Origin of the sequence: Legionella sp. W05-934-2 (genome assembly GCF_964199965.1) — a bacterium.
Classification (GTDB): domain Bacteria; phylum Pseudomonadota; class Gammaproteobacteria; order Legionellales; family Legionellaceae; genus JAFIFT01.
Genome location: NZ_CAXMZT010000009.1, coordinates 120,091 through 138,904, shown reverse-complemented (window position 1 = coordinate 138,904; position 18,814 = coordinate 120,091). Strand labels below are relative to the sequence as shown.

The window sequence follows — 18,814 nt, the reverse complement described above, 5'->3', positions numbered from 1 at the left end:
GTTCTTATAAAAACTCAACAAGCTCTTTTTCTTCTTCAATCTTTTTTTCTCTGGCAATTGGTTTCGTAAGGTCTTTTTTTGTTGAAGTTGCAGTCTCTAAAGCATCATCATGGGATGCGGCAAGGATAGGATCGCTATAGGTATCCACCAATTGTTCCACTTTTTGACGTAGCGGATCAGGATCAATAGCTCGTGCAATAAACTCATCGTGAATGAGAGGATAATCAACGTAATTAAGCTTTATTTTTGCTGCAGGAAATTCACCTTTTACTCGCAAATACCCTTGTAGATCATTGATTACCTGAATTTGAGTTGGTAAAACCAATTGCTTTTCCTTAGTTTGCCGAGATACTGAAATCCCATCACGCATGGTGTTAGCACCATAACTAATAGATTCATTGACCTCTTCAATTTCATAGGTACCAATATTGCGGGAAGCATGTTCTGCATCAGTATGTTCGGGTAAACGGAGGAACAAGCGAGTCGAACACAAATTTGAAAGGGACGCGGCACCATCGTTACCATAGATAGTGCGCAACTGGGATGCACCATGATGGCCCAATAAGAAGCAACCACCAAATTTGCGACTTTCTGACTTGACTGCGGCTAAAAAGGGTAAAGCATGTAGAGTTGCCAATTCATCTAAAATAAACCAAACACGGCGGTTATCATCTGGCGCTAAACTTAAGAGCTCTTTGGTAGCCGTATTAATCCAAGCTGAAATCAGCGGTCTAATGGTTGGGTGTTTGCGCCCATCAGAACTGACAAACAAACAAGAGTTGCTCTGATCATTCAAAATCCAGTCCCGAATCGAAAAGATATCCCCGTCATCCTTTAAATACAATAAGGATTTTAAATAAGTAGCCATTACGGTTTTTACATTTAATGCAGTCTTTTGTACTTTGTCTGATACCAGAGATTCTGATTCAGTATGACGCAGTAGATGATGAATCCGACCTAAATCTGCAGTGAGTAAGTATTGCAACAACATTAGATTGGAGCGTTTGGGATCATTTTTCAACTCATTGGCAGTGGAGACGAAAATCATACGCGCGGCTTTAATCCAAAAGGGATCCATGGTGCTATTGATAGGCATTGGCATGATGGCTTCAGCAAGTGCTTCAAGATCGGCTTTGTCTTCGCATTCCGCCCAAACATTCCATGAATGGCCTCTTGTATCTAAGGGATTTAAAATTACATCCTGATGTTCACGATAAAAACGGGATAAATAAGTTCCCCCTTTATCATAAATAATTGCACGCTCACCTCTGTCTTGTATCGTCGTTAATAGATCACGAATAGCAACCGTTTTACCAGAGCCCGTGGTGCCGACTATTTGTATGTGCTGGGTTTCAGAACCATAGGGCAGTGACACCCCACCAATACGATAGGGAGAAACCCTAATGGTTTTTTTGATGCGCTTTTGTAATGTGCTTTCATCCACTAACTCACTGCCTCGAATGATCTTGGCTTTACTTTGATTTTCCCCTCTTTTTTGTAACCACTTAACCATGACAATTAACATCATGACAGAGGCAAATAGTGCCTCTATCATGCTCTTAAGTAGAGCTTGTTTTAATTGATTAACAATGCCGATGACCATGGGAGCTTTTACAATTTGCGCTGAATACACTGGATAAGATTCACCCGTTGGCATGCGAACCACTTGCTTGGTTTTGCTCTGTATTAAAGTCATTGCCTGCGCTTTAACCCATTGCTGGCCAATATAACGTTGATACGCACTGGTATTAAAATAAAAAGCCATGACTGAGAAAATAAAAAAAACTATCAGCATAGCAAGGCTTACTTTCTTACCTACCTGTGTGAACATGCGGACATTGTGCAAAAAGATTTGACCGCCGCGAATAAATAATTTTGTAGGATTTACCGCCATCATTGACTCCGAATCGATATAAAAAAAGTGAAAATCAGGCTACAATGAATAAAAAGGAGAAAATCCAATGGAGAAGAACTATAAAGGGCAAGTGATGATACGCTCACTTGATGAATTGTCCCCTGAACAAAGAAAAAAACTGCGTTTGGCATCAATGGGAATCGGTTCTCTTGTTCTTTTAATTGTGGTGTTACTATTTCTTTGTTTTGGTGATTTCCCAAGTAACAAAGGCTCCTTATTTTTTTACTGCACCGATTGGCTCTTATTCGTTGTGTCACCATTAGCGGCTTTTGGGCTTGGTGCCTCTTTTGGCTTTGATTTGATGCTCTCAGATTTAGGCTTTGCATTTTCTTTTGGATCCTACGGTGGTTCATCACTAAACCAGCCGTTTTCCTCACATGAGTCGCCCAATTACCATCGTTCAAACCACTACGGCTCTTCTGTGAGCATAAACCCAAGCTCAGGTCGGCCGATGTCAGGAAGCAGTGGTATGGATACCTCTGGAAACCCTTATGGAACCCGATCCTGGTAAGCATCATTTTACGTCCTTGTTTGCCTGGGCAACGATGACATCCTGCATGACTTGCGACCCGTCTTGCACTATGCCCTCAACATTCTTGGACATCTCTGACTTGGCGCGTGCAAAATCCTTATCAACTGCACTAACCGAATCTTTATTGACGCTTCCTGCATTGATGTTCTTTGCTCGGTCATTGAACGTATTGGTATAATCCCCAAGGGCATGATCAACCCCCGCACTACCTGCAATACGACTTTTAAATCCTTCATTTTTTTGGTGCACTTGACTTTCGTTAATAGGATGATTTTTTTGAAATTGGCTGATTGATTGCGCGGTTTTTTCACCAACAAATTGTCTTGCATAAGACTGAGCTAATTCAGGATCGTGACGAATTAGCCATTCTGCCTGTTGCAACCCAATTGTGCCCTGACTATTAGGTGCACGATGATGTGATAACCAATCAATAAATCCTGTTTGAGCATCAAGATTAATAGATGCTGTTTGTTCGCTGGAAGTAGTTGCTTGTCGGTGATAACTCTCTGATTCGGAAAAACTCGCCACAGCTTCATCTCGATACTGCATAGATTTATCAAAGCCTGCTGAAAAGTTATTAGCCAAGCGTCCACTAAAATCATCAGAAGTGCGAAAATGATCGTCCTTGGTGGCTTGTCTTGCCTCATTCACCACATCTGTAAAATGGTGTTCCTCACTAAAGCGCCGCGCTTCATTCATCAAGCGTGCGTCTTGATGGGATTCTGATTTGTCCCGTTCATGACGCACATTTCCCCCAATCTCAATATTACCCTTTGCTCCAGGTACTGCAGAACCGGTTCCAAAACCAAACGATCCTCCTAAATTAATACTGGCAGCACTTAAAACTTTAGTCGCGTCATCCCGAGAAATATTATGATCGTGAGCAAAGGTATCAATGAGATTGGATATTTTTGATGCCGCCGCATTAAAGCCTGCTGAAGTGGATATTTGGTGTCCCTGCCCACTTTGTTCCCCATGTGATTGCGTTTCACCAAGCTCTGCCAGGCTTCTGAGTGATGCCGCATAGTGCTCTGATGAAGCAATTGATTTATTGAACCCAGCACTTTTAGCACTGTCGGATAATTCAGAAAATGCAGATCGCGTGCTTTCTCCTAATTGAATATTAAGCGGGGTATGCGAGGTCGCGGTTGCCATCGTCAGTGTTTCACTGCCATCACGCGATATTCGCGCAATTGAACCACTATCAAGGCTTGTTTCAATACCACCCAATGATATTCTGGCGTTTTGATCGTTATGAAAAGAACTGCTATTAAACCCATTATGATTAGCAAAACTGGTATTTCCGTAGCTGTAATTTCCCATTTGTGCTTCTTCTGCGGCAGAGGAGGCGGCATTTTGAACAATACCTGTTGGTTGTTGCGTGAGTGATACAAAACTACCCACGTGTCGACTAATTAACATATAACTCAATGTGGTTGTCGCCAAGACTAAGTAGCCTCCCAAGGCAGCCATATTTTCATAGACTTGATTCATGCCTGTTTGGTAGGCCAAAGTAGTCGCCCCTGTTGACACAAAGGACAATGAAAACTGCGCCAAAATAGTCATGATGTAGTTAATAACAGTAAACATCGGTGCCCATAGGGCAAGCCAGACATACAGTGTTGCGTAAAATTGAAAAAAAGAAATGCCTGAGGGAAAGGGGAAAAAAAACAAGACAAAAATAAAACACCCTATGACAATGCAAAATAAAAGACTTTGCAACATGGGCAACCAATAAGCGGACATTAGTCCAATGTTGCTGAGTGCCGCGGGTATTTTATCCTGTGCTCGACTGGCCGAAAAACTGTCTATGGCCGCTTTTGAATTCACACGAGCGCCCATAGAAAACACACCATCGCGAATGGCGTTGGCCATCATATTTTGCCGAATAAGTGCTGATGCATCACCTGACATGGCGGTTAAATGATTATAAGCTTGAGGTAAATATTTTTCGAAATTAGCTAGGGCATCTGAATGATTGCCAAAAGCAAAACCTGCATACTTAGATTTGGCATCTTCAATCACGCTATTCCAGGCACCATCCAATAAAGAGGCTGCTTCCATACATGATTTAAATGAGCCATCATAAATAAACCCACGGGCAACTGAGGCATTGGATTTAACCAATTCCCAAATATCCCTTGCTTGATTAATGTCTTTTAGACTATATCGACCGTACATCACATCATAGAACACGCATTGCTGCATGAATTTTTGCATGTTCGCATTAAACAAGGGATCGGTGATTTTAATGTTGCTTGCAGATAAAAAGAGCTTCGCACCCATGATCATGCCTGTTTGGCTATAATCCATATCGTTAGGTGAATGAAAGAAGAATTCAAAAAGCCGGGTTACTTTGTCGCTTAGCTGACTGCTTAATCCCCCAACAACACCCAAAACCAATGGCACGTTATCAACCGTTAAATCTGGACGCAGAGGATCAGTTCTATCGTGGATTTGCAAATTGCAGGTAGGTGTTAGAATAAAGGAAATGACAAAAGCATACTTTAAAATAAAGAAGAACATACTGCGTATATCACGCTTTACAATAAATTGGCCAGTAGTCCATACCCCACCAATAATAAGTGCTGTTCTAAAAATCCCAAGTATTCCATCATAGTGAAACATGGCTGCTGTGGCGCTATAAAACGCCTTAAGTAACTCACCACCGGTAATCGTATAAATATGCATAGTCACAGCCATTTCACTCACCTCATTTGATTGGCCCAACTCAAAGACTGAGTGAGCTCTGATGAAAATTCGCCTACAAGCATTTGCTCGATGGTTTGAGTTTCTTGAATCATCTGCATCGCCATGCTCATTCGCTGATGCGCGCTACCTTCCATTTGAACCAAGTCGCGACGAGCCTGAGTGAGATCAGTTTGAAACTCTTTCATAATGGCCTCTGGATATTGCAAAGCTCCTGCGGCTTGTTTAACGAGTTGCAAGTTTTCATTCAAATATTGAAATAAAATATCAATGGCAATCGCTTCTGAGTAACGAGTAGTATCAATCACTGCACTGTCTTTCATAAAAGCCATTTGCACGCTAACCATTTTCATCACCGGATATTGGGTGGATTCAATGAGTCCTTTAGCCGCATCACTTTGCTCCACATTGTCTTTAATCTTGCTTGCCATATCCAAAATAAGATCACGAACTTTTGATTCAAGACCATGACTGATATCAATGTTTTTACTGGTTAAGGTGGGCTGTAAGCATTTGACCTTTTCATCACATTGATAGATTTTCACCTCGCCACCGCGTAAAAGAGCGCTGATTAAATTATTATTACTTACTAAGGAAGCCAGGCGCTGGACATGCACCCCTTCTGCATCGCGAGTCAGAATTAAGGTGCCTGATAAGGTCATCATGAGTTGAGCTAATTCAATATCCTCTGCAAATAAGCCGTTTTTCTTTAACGCATTCCACGCCACATTGGTATTATCAACTACCTGCTCATTGCTGCTGTTTTCATTAATCACTCTGTCGTAATCATAATTACTGGAGCCTTTACCACAGCCTTGTCGTGCCTCTGCCCAGTCTGAAAAGAGATTTTTAGATTGACCGATGGATTGGCAGGCATGTTGCTGTGCAATACGGGTGCGTGGGGCTAAACCCAGTACGGCACTTTCAGCTGTTGCACACGAACTGATATTAGTTTGGTTCACCCAGGTAGCCACGTTTTGTAATTTGGTTGCCACATTACCTAACAGAGGTGTTGCTTGCTCTAGGGCTAATTGGAAGGCAAGTCCTTGTGAGTTGTTCAATATGTTTTTGGTAAAATCTACAAACTCTTTACCTTTGATGTGAGAAAAACCACCTAACGTGGCATCAATGCCACCACAGCCTGCAGACACCTTAGGCCAGCTCAAGCGCATAATTTGCAGATTACGCACGCTGCTTCTGGCGTATAAATTACCCCCCGTATAAAAACCAGCACGCTGTGCTTGATAGGCATGAGGCTCTGTGACATTCGCTCCCATATTAAGAGCTTTAAAATAGCCAGTTAAATCCTCACCTATTGATTTGCTATACACTTGTCCGATGCCAAGTGCACCGATTAACCCACAAGACAGAAGAATTTTTTTCATAAAGGCACCTCTTTGTCATGTATCTGGCTAATTTTTAGTAACCGATTGGTTAGTTCGCCTTCATCAATAGTGCCTTCAGTAACAAGACTCGCCACTTGGCTCTTTGGGTTAACCAAAAAAAGAGAAGGATAAACACTGACTTGAAATACCTTCGTTTGTCCTTCATTCATCACCGCATCGGGAAAGGACGGTAAAAAGCCTCCATCAACAGAAATAGCAACTACGCTAAAGCCATAGTGTTGACTCAAGCGTTTGAGGGTGGGTGCAAAGCGTTGACAATGAGGACAACTCGAACTGAAAAAAAAGAAAAATCCTTGATGTTTGGCAAGGGCATGAAGCGGTGCATTATCAATATCGGCGTATAGGCTTGATGAAAATAATGTTCCTAATATTAGAAAACTAGCTAATTTATTGCGCATTGTAATCCCCCGATTGAAAAGCGTTGCTTGCCATTAAAATGTTTTCCTTCAATTCCGACTGGCTGACTAAGCCATAAGCAACTGGCATAGTTTTTTTAGATACTGGATTAAGAGCAAAAACCGCAGGAATGTGTTTAACACCCATCTGAGTTGCCTGACCGGAATCAACTCGTGAGTTAGGTAACATCGGGGAGATGCGATTGGTCATGGCAATTGGAATAACAGTCATGTGATAACTGTTCGCAAAATCACTCACCACTTGGGCCATGCGCTCGCTAAATGGTTCACCACCTTCATAGAAATACAACAAACCAGATGTTTGACTAATTTGAGTAATCGCCTTTTCCTTTTGCATGCTGTTTTGCTGGTTGTAGACATCACGTGCTGCACTACTGCTCGGATTAATAAGACTTTCATCCTGATCGGGGTTTATTAGCAGATCGAGCATCCATTTCTCAGAAAACAGATTAGCCTGTGCCACAATCAATCGTTGTAATCGTCTTGCCCGAGCAATATTCTCAGGAGTTGGATTTAAAATAGCTTGTGCGCGAGCCTGTTGCACCCTATTACCAATCAATTTCCATGTTTTATCAGGATCGGCAGGTTTACTTACAGGTGAAGGTGCCACTGACTCGGTTTGTGATTTATTCTTGACCTCCTCTTTGGGATCCTTATGCCAATACCAACCTTCCTCATGCTCATTAAGATAAGGCTGCTCGGCGTACAAAAAAGGACTCACGCTAACCAACAAAACAAAAAACCATCTAGCCATTGATGTCTCCTTGATTGTAAAATTGATTAAGGCGCTGGCTTATTCCATTGGCAGTTTGTTGGTAATCCGGTTGTTTTTGTTTATTTTTTACCTCTTCATAAAATTCTGAAAAATCAATGGATTCGAAGTGAATTAATTGCATTTGCTCAGGCGTAATACCCGAGCAATTAGAATATTTATTTTGGCCAAAACCAATATGTAATTGGTCACGTCTTCCTTGTACTTGAACCATACGGGCTAATTTAGATTGGAAGACACAGTAAGTCTGGTGGTGATCGACACATACCGAGCCAATAGGGAGTTTTTTGCGTTTAAAACAATATTCACCCGTAGGTACTACCAGTTTGTTTTCTCGAGCTTTTCCCAGTTTTTTCTCAGCATCACTACACTGTGCCAGCTCAAGATCCAGACCCCACCCTTTATCACTGCAACAATTTTTAAAATGGAGCATTGTTGTTGAACATTCAAGCAATTGACCTTTGAAAATAAAATTGGCATTGCCATCAAAGTCTTTTGAGGCATCCGAGGCGGCGGATAAGGTGGACATTGCTTTTTTAAAATCGTCTTCATTGGCTGGGGTTAGTTCATGTTTCGCGCAATTACCATCCAAACAAAAAGCATCCTCACCACACAACAGTTGGTTGTCAGTACATTGGTTTATCGGGCATTGATACGTTTGCTGATAGGTTGTGCAACGTCCTGCTTCTTCTTTTACACAAGTCGAAGCAGTCTGCTCACACCCTTGATTCATCACGTCTTCGCAGGTATTTTGCTCCTGACTGCCACCACAGGTGTAGGATGCTGTTTCTTTCCAGCAAGGGCGTGTCAATGGAACATCACCAATAATCCGTGTTTGATTAGGCTCGGTGCACGTTAGAGGCTCAGTCATATGACACAATCCCTCTTTTTCTTTGTTTTGCAACTGTTGGCATTGGTCGTCCCAATACTCTTTGCTTTCATAAATTTCAATGGTCATCGAAACGGAGTGAATATAGGGCACTGTGCAGCGACCAAATCGACAATTGCCAACAGACAATGATAGGGTGGGATTGGCGCAAGTAGCCGTTTGCTCAACAACCAATAATTTCTTCTCATCAAAAAAACTGACCTTCACCATGGCGCAATGGGCAGGCAATACAATTTCATGTGCTGGTATTAAATCTTTATAAATTGTATAGCAAGGCGTTTTACTCTGTTGGCAGGTATCTGTTTGTGCCAGATTAACTAAGACTTTAAAAGGGGTCCTTCTCATACCTCCTTTTCGCAGGTACAGACTGTAACTTTCTGTTTTGTAGGGTGAGACATCCAAGCGTAAGTGCCTTGCACAATGCAATACACCTAATACCTTGCTAGATAGGCATGTTTTTTCCTGCCATGAGTAATGGCATTCTTTGGGTTTTAAAGAGCAGGTGGTTTTATCGGTATTTTGGCCGTGCATAATCGCATCTCCATTTTCTGCGATTTGATTTAACTTTTGCATTGATTCCGAGGCAGGATTTACTTGATACAAGGGGCGATGATTAAAACTTTCGCCTACTGCCTTTCCTGCATCATTCTGAGCCACGGCAGTTTGCGAATCGGCTTCAAGACCTGTGCTTGCTTGCGTTACCCCACTATAATAATGTTCCTGCGGTAGATTGGCCTGATAGCCAGGAAACTGGCTCAGATCCAGTGCTTTTAATAAATCAATGGATTGATTGGTATGGCTTGTACCGGTTTGAACGCCTTCTCGATATGCCTGATTCAAATCAAGTGCAAAAATCGGTGAACAAAGGATTAAAAAAACTAAAACGAAGCCTTTCATCAGATTAACCTCCCTCTTAACCGAAGAATCATTTGATCCAACACGGGGTCTTCTGACTGCTCATCGTCCCTCATTTTTTCTAAGGCGTAATCCAGCGATACATCACCATAAAGACTGTCGTAATTCACCGGTTTGCAATCCATATTGGCAGGACAAGCAGGGGTGTCTTTCACATAAACCACTGCAGGAACCATAGTGATATCAAAGGTTTTAAAAAGAATAGGATCAAGCTGCATCCCAATTCCTGTTTTTTTACTGAGCGTTTGAATAGCCGTCATCGTTTCTTTAAACGAATTATGAATCAGTCCACGAATCACGGGCGTTGCTCCACTTTTTTTACATTGTAAAAGCCAGGCTTGTAGACTTTTTTCTGGCATTGAAAACGATAAGAACACGAGTACCTGACTGACTTTTTTTAAGTGGGTTACAATGGGCTCCTGTGTTTTTATGACTTGATGCATCTCGCCGGTAAATTCTGCAATTTGACCCGATTTTTCTGAAGTCTCAAGAGACTTACTGATTTGTTTTATTTCATTTGTAAAAGCATTGGCGCGATTTTTTGTATTCACCTCAATAGACGCAATATAGGCTTCATCTTCTGCAAGTGCAGGAAATGACAACAAAAATAATGCAACCAAGAAAGAAGTGTTCATTCGTATTGTTTTCATCACATCTCCTAATCGTTAAAAGGCGCAACAATTGCGTTTGCGCCAGATCAGATACCCAAAATCCTCGCCCTTAAACGGATATTCGTGCCCTGCCTCCCATAGGGTCGTAGCTCGCCCAAGGGGATAACAGGCATTAGTAGTCGGTAAAGGATTGACCATTTGATAGCGGTAGCGTGATTTGGGCAAAATAGGGGAATAATGAGTATGACAAATGGATTTTGCGCTGCTTGTCGAATCGTCAAGTCCTACTGTGTCTTCCAATAATCCCTGGCGATGCAGTTTAAAATTCATACGCTCAGACAGTAAGACTGATGCCTGAACCCCTCCAACATGTTCTTGCACATGCCCCGTTAAAGGGTACATGCTTCCCTGAGCGCCTGCGCACCAAAAGAGTTTGTCAATCGCACTGCCCAATAAAGCGGTACTTGAATCAGCAGCGCAAGCCGCTTGTGCGGGTAAACTACCAAACAATACCGCCTCAGGATTAATGATGAAACCTAGCTCATCATCATTCCACATCACATCCAATTCACTCGGATAAGCAATGTCAAAATCCCCTTTCTCAACACAAATACCATCGGTTAATACATTCAACCAATACATCAATGGGAACTTGTACCAGTGCACGTGGTAAAAAGATTGATTGGATAAATTACTGTCTGTTTCCACCGCACCTTTGCGATAATACTTGCCAAAATTTAAAGAAATCCCCCCTAAATTAACCAGACAAAAAGGAGTTCGGGTTACATCCACTAAATTCACAGGCTCCCAATAACCCATTGTTAATCCAAATCGTGGTATAGGATTTCCTGGACATTCACAAACAGGCAGTTTAGGGTTTTTAGTGTCTGGCAAATGATTGGAGGAAACGAGATTGGCTTGCCCTAAACTGAATGGAAACAAACACGACCAACAGACATCCGTAATGGGATTAACAAAACGACCATGACAAGAGCCTGCCTGGGTCAACCCAGAAGCTAAAAATGCAAGAAAAACAAAAAAGGCTTTCATACAGTCACCTCATTAATTTGCAACCGCTTCCCTGCTTGAAAAACCCTGACCGGCAAGTGCTTTATTTGAAATTTGGCAACCAAAAATCCATTCAAATCAAAATAAATAGCTTGCTTTAATTGTTTCGCAACATCCTTTACAGAGCCTGAGGTGAGGATTAATTTTACTTTTTGGTGCTGCGTTAATTCCTGGGTAACCCATGCAACCTGGGCTTCATCATCCCCGTCAAAAAACAGGAGAGTGCTACTCAAGCCCACTCTATCTAAGGGATTAATTATTGTGCCTTGTTTAACAATCACTTGGTCGTGACTGTCCTTCACATCGTAAGGTACGGTAAGTGATGGATTAAAAAACCAGGTTCTATTGACTTCAGCTCTCAGCAAACGAGTAGGCGTTGGACGTGCAATATGTTCTTTTACCCGTTTTTTAAACTCAAATTGTATGGTCTTCCATTCCCCATTAGCCTGCATCCCCTTCATTTTTTGCTGGATGTACTCTAAAAAATCCATTTCAGCTATTTCAAAGGTTTTGCCAAAAACACCATAGTCTTTAGCCTCTGCAAAAGGGAGATAGAACATGCAAATAATCAACAGAAGCTTTTTCACGATTTATGCTCCAATTTGATCATCGTCATGAGGGTGGCTGTATAATCAGTGCTGCCTTTAATTACTGCTTCCTTCGGCAATAACACCAACGATTTGGATTGGGACAAATCTTGTAACGCTGCTTCCAAATGATGCGAAAATGCTTTAATCGCTGCTTCTTTCTCAAGGTTGGAATGATTTTTTTGCGCTTCCTCTTTGATAAATTGGGAGGTGATTGACACGATATCAACGGTTGCAATATCTGGCCGTCTCAAAGCACTATAAAAAATCCCATTAACTAAGATGCTGGTGATGAGTGCGGTCAAAAGAGATACTTGAGTTGCCTTAAACATAGCCATACACCTCCAGGGCAACTTTGGAAATGGCATCAGCCAATGGCAAACCTGTTGCCATTAATCGTTTCAAGGCTTCTACTTCTGGGCCTCTTGTGGTGTTTAGGACGCGTGAAAATGGATCGACAATCAAACGATGCACTGTTGAATTCTCTTCACACATCATTAAAAACTCAGAGTATTCATTAGTTATTTTAAGGCTTCGGATTAAACGCTCGCCATAAGCATCCAACTGATTACTCGTTTTTAAAGTGTCAATCGTACTTTTGGAGGCACCTAAAAAGATTTTATAATAGGCGTTGTCGTAACACATTTTGGCAGTTGGATTGTTTTCATAATCATCTAAGCCATGAGTCACTGTAATAAAATTACCACCGTATTTAGGCGCACGCCGATAGCCCTCGTTAACAAAGTTAGCACTGCCCCCCGTGCCATTGTCTGAAAGTAATTCGTAGGATTCATCAATCAAGCAACTTTTGGGAATGTGCTTTGGCGTGTAATACATTGCATTGGTGATTTGATACATTAAGATTTTCAATACAATGCGTTGCAAGTCCTTATTTCCATCAAGACCACCCAACTCTAAAATAACTAAATTTCTTTTAAAATCCAGCGAACAAGGCGGCTCAAAATAACTGCCATAACGACCGTTTTTAGTATAGCTATACAACAGACGCCCAATATTTTGAGAAATAGGATCGTTACTACTTTCTAAGTGATGAGCAATAAGAGTAATAGTTGTAGCATTATGATGTTGTCGCCACATCGCCTCAATGGCTTTCTCAATATGACTTCGTTCTTCATCACTGACGTTACCTGATGGTCTTGCCATCATACCTACAAGTTGTATTAGCTGATTGTGAACGTCTTTAAATGCAGTATCATTTTTGGCTTGCGCATCAATTGTGGAAAAGAGGTTTAGGCTAATTTCGGTGTCATGATTAAAATCAATAAGCTGTCCGTTTAACATCTCACAAGATTTTGCGTAGGAACCGCCCACATCAATGATATAAACAAAGCCCCCCTGGGATAACAGACTTTGAATGTAGTCATTCATTAAAAAGGATTTTCCTTTTCCAGGAGGAGCTACAATAGCGACATTATAGTTTCTGACTACGTTGTCAAAAAAATAAATAGCGGTAAATTGCCCCCGTCTTTGTGGATAGACCTGAGCAAATCGTCCTGCCCCTTTCCATTCCCCCTGGATAGGTAATAAGTTAACCGTATTAAAACTGGTTAAAGGTCTTACCCGTCCAAATGATTTGTAATCATCAAACATACCTTCAGCAGGTGCAAAGGGCATGGAGGCTAGAAGTGTTTGTAACTGCAAACCTGTTGGCGTGCGTAAATCAAATTGGTTACCACGAAATACATCCTTGGCACGTCGTACATCGCGACGGACATTGGCAGGCGTTGTAAACAATAAGACGTTATAATAGGAATCAACCAAAGAATCATCGCCACTGAGCCGCTCTCTTAACTCCTCAATTTCTGCGTATTTTTTGTTAAAATTTTTGACCCATTTGGCAATAAAAGGTTGTTTGGCATTTTGACCTTCATCAGCATACTTGGCATCTAATGCCGCCATCACCTTATCTTTATCTTTAATTCGTATTGCAAAACTAAAAAGAAAGGGACAACTTATTTGCAAAGAGGTATTAAACATTTTTCCAAATAAATCACCCATTTGCCATTGCACAGGGGATTTAGGATATTGCCTGACGGACAAGCATTTAATCACCCTCGTATCTTCTTCTCGCTCAATCTCTATTTGATTGGATTTAACCCGCATACTCGCTTCAATGTCAGTCAGTTGAAAACGAATTTCAGTATTGGTATCGTAATTGGTTTTTTCTTCATACAAGCTGTCGGTTGGAAAGAGCCACTCCCGCTTTAAGCTAATCACTTGTTCAACAGACAGTTCCTTACAAACAATATTGACTGACTTTAGATTGTTGCTGATGTCTTCGCGCAAACTACCAAGCAACAAGCGATCGTCTTCTATGGATTTGCGTGGAATTGAAATACACAAAAACAAACGAAAATCACGCAAAACAAAATTGCTTTCTTTAGTTAATGAGCTGTACACCCCTTTGCGGTAAAACTCAGCTCGTCGATGTGCCAGTGCTTTTAAAACATCACTGCCTTGATTACGTTGATGTTCCATTTCATCAATCATGTGGCCAATTTTAGGTGATGCCCAAAACAAAGCATGAAAACAACTTTCCGGTGGCAAAATATCCGTTAATATACTGGTGAGAATAGTCACGGTTTCTTCACTGGCACCAATCAGTGTTGAGCATTCAAACATCATATGAGAGGCTTGTTTGTAGGGATAAATGTCGGCTTCCGAATCGTAGACCTCATCTGGCAAATAAGGTGCTAAGCAATAAGTATCCAACAGCGCTTCGATTTGCTTTTTATGATGCGCATCAGTCATGCCAAGCTCTTCTCGCAATGTTTCCAATAGCGAGCCTGTTGCATGACTTAAAGTAGTGCTTGTTTTTTTAACTGCAAGACGCGCTTTTTTTATAGTTGACAACATAATGGCTCCCCTTATTTTAAAGCCAATTGTGACTGCTGCATCCACTGTCCTTCCTTAACAACGCTGTACACTCGATTGGCTTGATGATAATTGCCATCAGTGTCTTCATAAGGTGCTATCCAAAGAGGCATCACCCCTTCTCCATAACGCACAGGCTGACCAGGTCGCCCATCCATCACCAAAGGATTTCGGCTGGGGGTTACAGCCAGGGATTTGCCCTTACCATTCACCATGTCATAAACCTGATCCATACGTTTGCACGTTCCTCCATTGGGAGCTGGGCAATCAAAGTCCTCATTCAATTTGGCGCAACCGGTCAAAACAACACAGGGCAACAGTAATAAAGTAATTAGAATTTTCATGATCTATATATCCTTAGAAAGAGTGGTTTTTATAGAAAAATTGGTTGGCAGCTTTTTCTTCAGCAGTCTCAGACTCGGCAGGGGCTTCAAAAGCTACTTTGGAATTTTGGCTTTCTTCTGGTTGTTCAGGGGCATTAGTGTCCGTTCCCCCATCAAGCCAAAAACCCTTAAGAAAAGTTACATCTACTGTAACCATTGGAGGCAATTGAATAATCGGGTGGTACATTTCAGCACGCTTGATGTTGTATTGCGCATACATTTTTGCAGCGCCCGATCCGCCACTAGAAACAGCCGCGAGAGGAATTTTTCCTGCTTGAATGGTTGATACACTTCCAAGTGGCGAGGTGCTGTAATCAGTGGAATATTGCTGGCCAATATTGCCCATGCTTTCCCAGAAGTTCCCCCAAAAAGCTTTTTTCACCATCGGCTCATCACGCCATACTGCACGGCCACGAATTCCGTTTTTAGAATCCGAAATGATGCCCGTAACCTGGATGTCGATATTGGTGCCATTGGAATGAATGCAACTTAATCGTTCGGTACGAAACTTTCCTCGCTCACTGGAAATATCGCCAATTACAGAAGCACTTACCATACAGCCTTTAAGTGGTGCCCTGTATTTATTCGGCATCACTCCATCATCCACTATTTGAAATATCATAATGTCGGGATTTGCTTGGCTTAAAACTCCTGCAGATGCATCAGCTCCTTGTAAAACAACTGCTTTAGCAAAGGTATTGGAGAAAACGTAATTATTGGGTGTTTTGATTCGTGGCTTGGATTTTTTATTTAACTTAGCTGTGTATTGAATAAATCCCGAATCCATCTCCATGGAGTTGCTCGAGGCCGCTTCATCTGCTCGGGGTAACAACCCATTTTGTGGCTCATTGTTTTTTAATGCCCCGCCTACTGGGGTAGTACGCTCCATTTGTAGTTTAACTATTTGATGCTTTAACTCAGAAAGTGTGGATTTCATTTCAGATAGTTCATCTTTTTGCGAGGTAATGAGCTTGCTTTGCTTGTCTTTTTCATCACCTAATGCCTTGAGGTTTTTATCAAAGAGTTCTGATTTTGCAAGCTCAGCTCGCCAGGCATTTTGTGTTTTCTCAATCCAATGGGATTCATTAATGGTCATAGATATCGGGCTGGCTAAGCTGTGTTTTTTATAGGCGGGTTTATCCACCTCTTTGGATTTAACACTCTTGTTTCCCAATAAGGCAAAGCACGCAATCACCAACACTATAGCGCCGATAACAACCCCTAAAAGGATCTGTTGTTGTTTTTTAAGTTGAATAGACATGTTAGCTAATCCTGTACAATCGAGTAGTTTCAAACGGCGCTAAATGGGTTTTAGCAAGCGCCACCCCTTTGGTTCCAGGCCAATTAAACCAAGACTCTTTGGCATCAATAGGCTGATTGGTTACGTTCTTTAACTCAAAAATTTCACCTCTCATACGATTGCCTTTAACTGTCAACAAGCGTTTTAGCTGTGTTTTTTGCGCTTTATAGACCGAAGGCTTTTTAGGTATTGTTTGGGTAAAACCTTCTGGCAAATACCCATTAACCAGTGCTCTTAAAAAACCAACCATTACCTTTTCGTAGCTTGAAGTACGTGGGTCACGGGCACGAATTACAGGGTTTTTATAGGATTTAAAAACGATTGTTTGTGAAGCAATGGGTTTTGGCTCTACACGCACGTTGTAAAAAAAGCCTTTTTCAGTCAGCAAATTGATAGTAAAAGCTCGCGTGTGGTAAAGAGGCGATGGCAAAAAAGTAAGAATACCCGTCGTATCATCAATTAATTTGCAATTCGCCTTCCCATTGCATGCATCAACCAGAGTGTTGCCAGGTGCTTTTATTTGCTGAATGCGATCATCCTCTAACATCAGATTATTGGGTTCTTTAATTGAGGCATTAATGAAAATATCTTCATAATTTCTGACTGTTTTTATTTGGGCACCTTCTGCTGTTGCTATTAATAAGCCTAAGCTGAATATCATTGCCATTTGTTTCATGATTACACCTTCTCAAGATTCGTTAGTTTCAACAGGCCATACTCATAGGAATACCTAATCAAAAAAGTCTCCCGTACATCAGACATCAAATCCGCTCCAACAAAACGTTTCATCTGTCCTATTACTTTTACGCTCAAATGTTTGATATCAATTTCAAAAGTCGATGGATAAAACACGCTGGATAAATGTTCGTGGTTGATTTGTTCGACTTCCTTAACCAATTGCGCCCTGATGTCCCCATACAGTGAGGGAGCCACATAGCCTAAGAGTGCATTAAATTGGTAAGTGGCCGAACTTGAAGTGATATTAAAACGAAGTTGCGTTAAGAAATTGGTCATGTCTCTTAAATAGCCTTCCGAAACACCTGTTCCAGAAAGTGTAAATTCTTGAGATATTTTAGGTGGGATGAAATGGGTTTCATGTTTGCTATGAGCATAATGCAATAAGGCCACAATGGTAATTGATTGCATAAATGTCATAGCTAGCAGCACACTACTAATACCTACGAGCAAAACCCTGGTCTTTTTTTCCTTCATTAACTCGGATTTTTTTTGTTCTATTTTCATCTGTTACCCCAAAAAAGATCTAATCCATGACGGTGGTGTTGCCCGCAACTTAGGTGATAGGGAAAAGAACCAATAAAAAAGGTGGATATAAAAATAGGGACCTTCATTACCCTTCATGCGTTTCATAAGAAATAGAAACGCACAGGTTAGAATCAATGAGGTAACAAAAAAACCACAAACAGCCCCAAATACGTAGAGAGTTAGTGCTGCTGCCATGACCTCATCGAGTGTAAAAATAATCAATCGATAAGGCTCATTAAGATATTGGGGTGTTTTGTATTTTCTCGGATCTTCCATCTTAAACCCCTGCTAGCATTGCAACGACATTTAGAAAAATAGCCATCGCCCCAACGCCGCCAAGCGTTTTAATATTTCGAGTAAACATCAAGGTAACAACAGCCGCTACAGCTTCTCCGACATAAAGATAGGTTTTTATCGAACCATTGTAGGTATCCTTAACTACTTCTTCTGCAGCGGATAAAGCATCCGCTGCAAAGGTTCCTTGAGCCATTATTAGCAAGCAAATAAGCATGAAAATCTTTCCAATGTGAGCATTAATACTGCTTAACACGTTACTTCTGAACTGATTTAATAAAGACATGTTATCCCTCCTTTTTAATGGTGATTGAGGATTGATTGCTGCATTGATGGGCAAAATTTCTTTGTTGGATCAGCCAAACCATCGTGCTTTTCAGATTGAATTTTTTGATAAATTTCATAACGGTGGATGGCTACTGAATTGGGTGCATTAAACCCAATGCGTACCTGATTCCCTTTACAACATAGAACTGTGATAAATATATCTTCTCCAATAACAATGCTTTCACCGACTCTTCTAGTTAAACTCAACATCTTCTTCTCCTTTTTAGTTAACTTTCATATTTAAAATGTGTTTCATTTTCAGTAATTGGGTTTTAGCCACTTCAGGGTTATTGTTTTTGGGAGCTGCATCAGGTACAAAAAATGAACTTCTCTTGGAACAATTTTTACAAAAATCAATAAATTGGGGTAAGGTTGGCGGTAGTTCCTTATTTTTTCGACATAAATCAATTGCCATATCAAGAATGTTATCCGCATAGGTAAGTAGTCCTTGTTGCCATTCACCTTTAACAAAAACTAAAAACTCATCGCTTTTAAATTGACTACGCCAAACCTGTCCGTACATAGCTGCAAA

General features: G+C 41.2%; 20 protein-coding genes. 1 reads left to right on the top strand and 19 read right to left on the bottom strand.

Annotation, left to right across the window (positions count from 1 at the left end; all coding sequences use genetic code 11):
- Positions 1-4: 4 nt before the first annotated feature.
- Positions 5-1,897 carry a type IV conjugative transfer system coupling protein TraD gene (gene traD / locus AB3348_RS11400; RefSeq protein WP_367607726.1) on the bottom strand — a complete coding sequence of 631 codons (1,893 nt, stop codon included), beginning with the start codon at positions 1,895-1,897 and terminating at the stop codon, positions 5-7.
- Between the two features lie 64 nt (positions 1,898-1,961).
- Between traD and AB3348_RS11395 the strand changes: the two genes are divergently transcribed.
- Positions 1,962-2,426: a hypothetical protein gene (locus AB3348_RS11395; RefSeq protein ID WP_045096601.1), complete on the top strand. Its 465-nt coding sequence runs from the start codon at positions 1,962-1,964 to the stop codon at positions 2,424-2,426.
- A 3-nt stretch (positions 2,427-2,429) separates the two neighbouring features.
- Here AB3348_RS11395 and AB3348_RS11390 read toward each other — a convergent pair whose 3' ends face one another.
- The 18 genes from AB3348_RS11390 to AB3348_RS11305 are packed head-to-tail and all read right to left on the bottom strand — an operon-like array spanning position 2,430 to position 18,805.
- The gene (locus AB3348_RS11390; RefSeq protein ID WP_367607725.1) at positions 2,430-5,150 is read right to left on the bottom strand and encodes a conjugal transfer protein TraG N-terminal domain-containing protein; all 2,721 of its coding nucleotides are present in this window, start codon (positions 5,148-5,150) and stop codon (positions 2,430-2,432) included.
- Between the two features lie 5 nt (positions 5,151-5,155).
- Positions 5,156-6,541: a conjugal transfer protein TraH gene (locus AB3348_RS11385; protein WP_367607724.1), complete on the bottom strand. Its 1,386-nt coding sequence runs from the start codon at positions 6,539-6,541 to the stop codon at positions 5,156-5,158.
- On the bottom strand, positions 6,538-6,960 hold the full coding sequence (gene trbB / locus AB3348_RS11380; RefSeq protein WP_367607723.1) for a type-F conjugative transfer system pilin assembly thiol-disulfide isomerase TrbB: 423 nt from the start codon (positions 6,958-6,960) through the stop codon (positions 6,538-6,540). The genes AB3348_RS11385 and trbB overlap by 4 nt, the downstream gene beginning before the upstream one ends.
- Complete coding sequence (gene traF / locus AB3348_RS11375; RefSeq protein WP_367607722.1) at positions 6,950-7,732, bottom strand: type-F conjugative transfer system pilin assembly protein TraF; 783 nt, start codon at positions 7,730-7,732, stop codon at positions 6,950-6,952. The genes trbB and traF overlap by 11 nt, the downstream gene beginning before the upstream one ends.
- Positions 7,725-9,536 (bottom strand): type-F conjugative transfer system mating-pair stabilization protein TraN, encoded by a 1,812-nt coding sequence (gene traN / locus AB3348_RS11370; RefSeq protein WP_367607721.1) that lies wholly within the window; start codon positions 9,534-9,536, stop codon positions 7,725-7,727. Before traN ends, traF begins: the two co-directional genes overlap by 8 nt.
- Positions 9,536-10,204, bottom strand: coding sequence for a type-F conjugative transfer system pilin assembly protein TrbC (trbC, locus tag AB3348_RS11365; protein WP_367607720.1), 669 nt, complete (start codon positions 10,202-10,204; stop codon positions 9,536-9,538). Before trbC ends, traN begins: the two co-directional genes overlap by 1 nt.
- Before the next feature lie 15 nt (positions 10,205-10,219).
- Entirely contained in the window at positions 10,220-11,215 is a 996-nt protein-coding gene (gene traU, locus AB3348_RS11360; protein WP_131774932.1) for a conjugal transfer pilus assembly protein TraU, read from the bottom strand.
- Positions 11,212-11,820, bottom strand: coding sequence for a type-F conjugative transfer system protein TraW (gene traW / locus AB3348_RS11355; RefSeq protein ID WP_367607719.1), 609 nt, complete (start codon positions 11,818-11,820; stop codon positions 11,212-11,214). Before traW ends, traU begins: the two co-directional genes overlap by 4 nt.
- Positions 11,817-12,152 carry a TrbI F-type domain-containing protein gene (locus tag AB3348_RS11350; protein ID WP_367607718.1) on the bottom strand — a complete coding sequence of 112 codons (336 nt, stop codon included), beginning with the start codon at positions 12,150-12,152 and terminating at the stop codon, positions 11,817-11,819. Before AB3348_RS11350 ends, traW begins: the two co-directional genes overlap by 4 nt.
- Positions 12,145-14,697: a type IV secretion system protein TraC gene (gene traC, locus AB3348_RS11345; RefSeq protein ID WP_367607717.1), complete on the bottom strand. Its 2,553-nt coding sequence runs from the start codon at positions 14,695-14,697 to the stop codon at positions 12,145-12,147. The genes AB3348_RS11350 and traC overlap by 8 nt, the downstream gene beginning before the upstream one ends.
- Before the next feature lie 11 nt (positions 14,698-14,708).
- On the bottom strand, positions 14,709-15,059 hold the full coding sequence (gene traV, locus AB3348_RS11340) for a type IV conjugative transfer system lipoprotein TraV (protein WP_045096609.1): 351 nt from the start codon (positions 15,057-15,059) through the stop codon (positions 14,709-14,711).
- Between the two features lie 13 nt (positions 15,060-15,072).
- Positions 15,073-16,392 carry a TrbI/VirB10 family protein gene (locus tag AB3348_RS11335; protein ID WP_367607716.1) on the bottom strand — a complete coding sequence of 440 codons (1,320 nt, stop codon included), beginning with the start codon at positions 16,390-16,392 and terminating at the stop codon, positions 15,073-15,075.
- Positions 16,361-17,074, bottom strand: coding sequence for a type-F conjugative transfer system secretin TraK (traK, locus tag AB3348_RS11330; protein ID WP_131774936.1), 714 nt, complete (start codon positions 17,072-17,074; stop codon positions 16,361-16,363). The genes AB3348_RS11335 and traK overlap by 32 nt, the downstream gene beginning before the upstream one ends.
- Before the next feature lie 2 nt (positions 17,075-17,076).
- A complete protein-coding gene (gene traE, locus AB3348_RS11325) occupies positions 17,077-17,640 on the bottom strand; it encodes a type IV conjugative transfer system protein TraE (protein WP_367607715.1) in 564 nt (187 codons plus the stop codon).
- A gap of 3 nt (positions 17,641-17,643) precedes the next feature.
- On the bottom strand, positions 17,644-17,937 hold the full coding sequence (gene traL / locus AB3348_RS11320) for a type IV conjugative transfer system protein TraL (RefSeq protein WP_367607714.1): 294 nt from the start codon (positions 17,935-17,937) through the stop codon (positions 17,644-17,646).
- Between the two features lies 1 nt (position 17,938).
- Positions 17,939-18,241 (bottom strand): fimbrial protein, encoded by a 303-nt coding sequence (locus AB3348_RS11315; protein WP_367607713.1) that lies wholly within the window; start codon positions 18,239-18,241, stop codon positions 17,939-17,941.
- Positions 18,242-18,255: 14 nt separating this feature from the next.
- Positions 18,256-18,492, bottom strand: coding sequence for a carbon storage regulator CsrA (gene csrA / locus AB3348_RS11310; protein WP_010947807.1), 237 nt, complete (start codon positions 18,490-18,492; stop codon positions 18,256-18,258).
- Positions 18,493-18,505: 13 nt separating this feature from the next.
- Positions 18,506-18,805, bottom strand: a complete 300-nt coding sequence (locus tag AB3348_RS11305) for a Vir protein (RefSeq protein WP_367607712.1) — start codon at positions 18,803-18,805, stop codon at positions 18,506-18,508.
- Positions 18,806-18,814 lie beyond the last annotated feature (9 nt).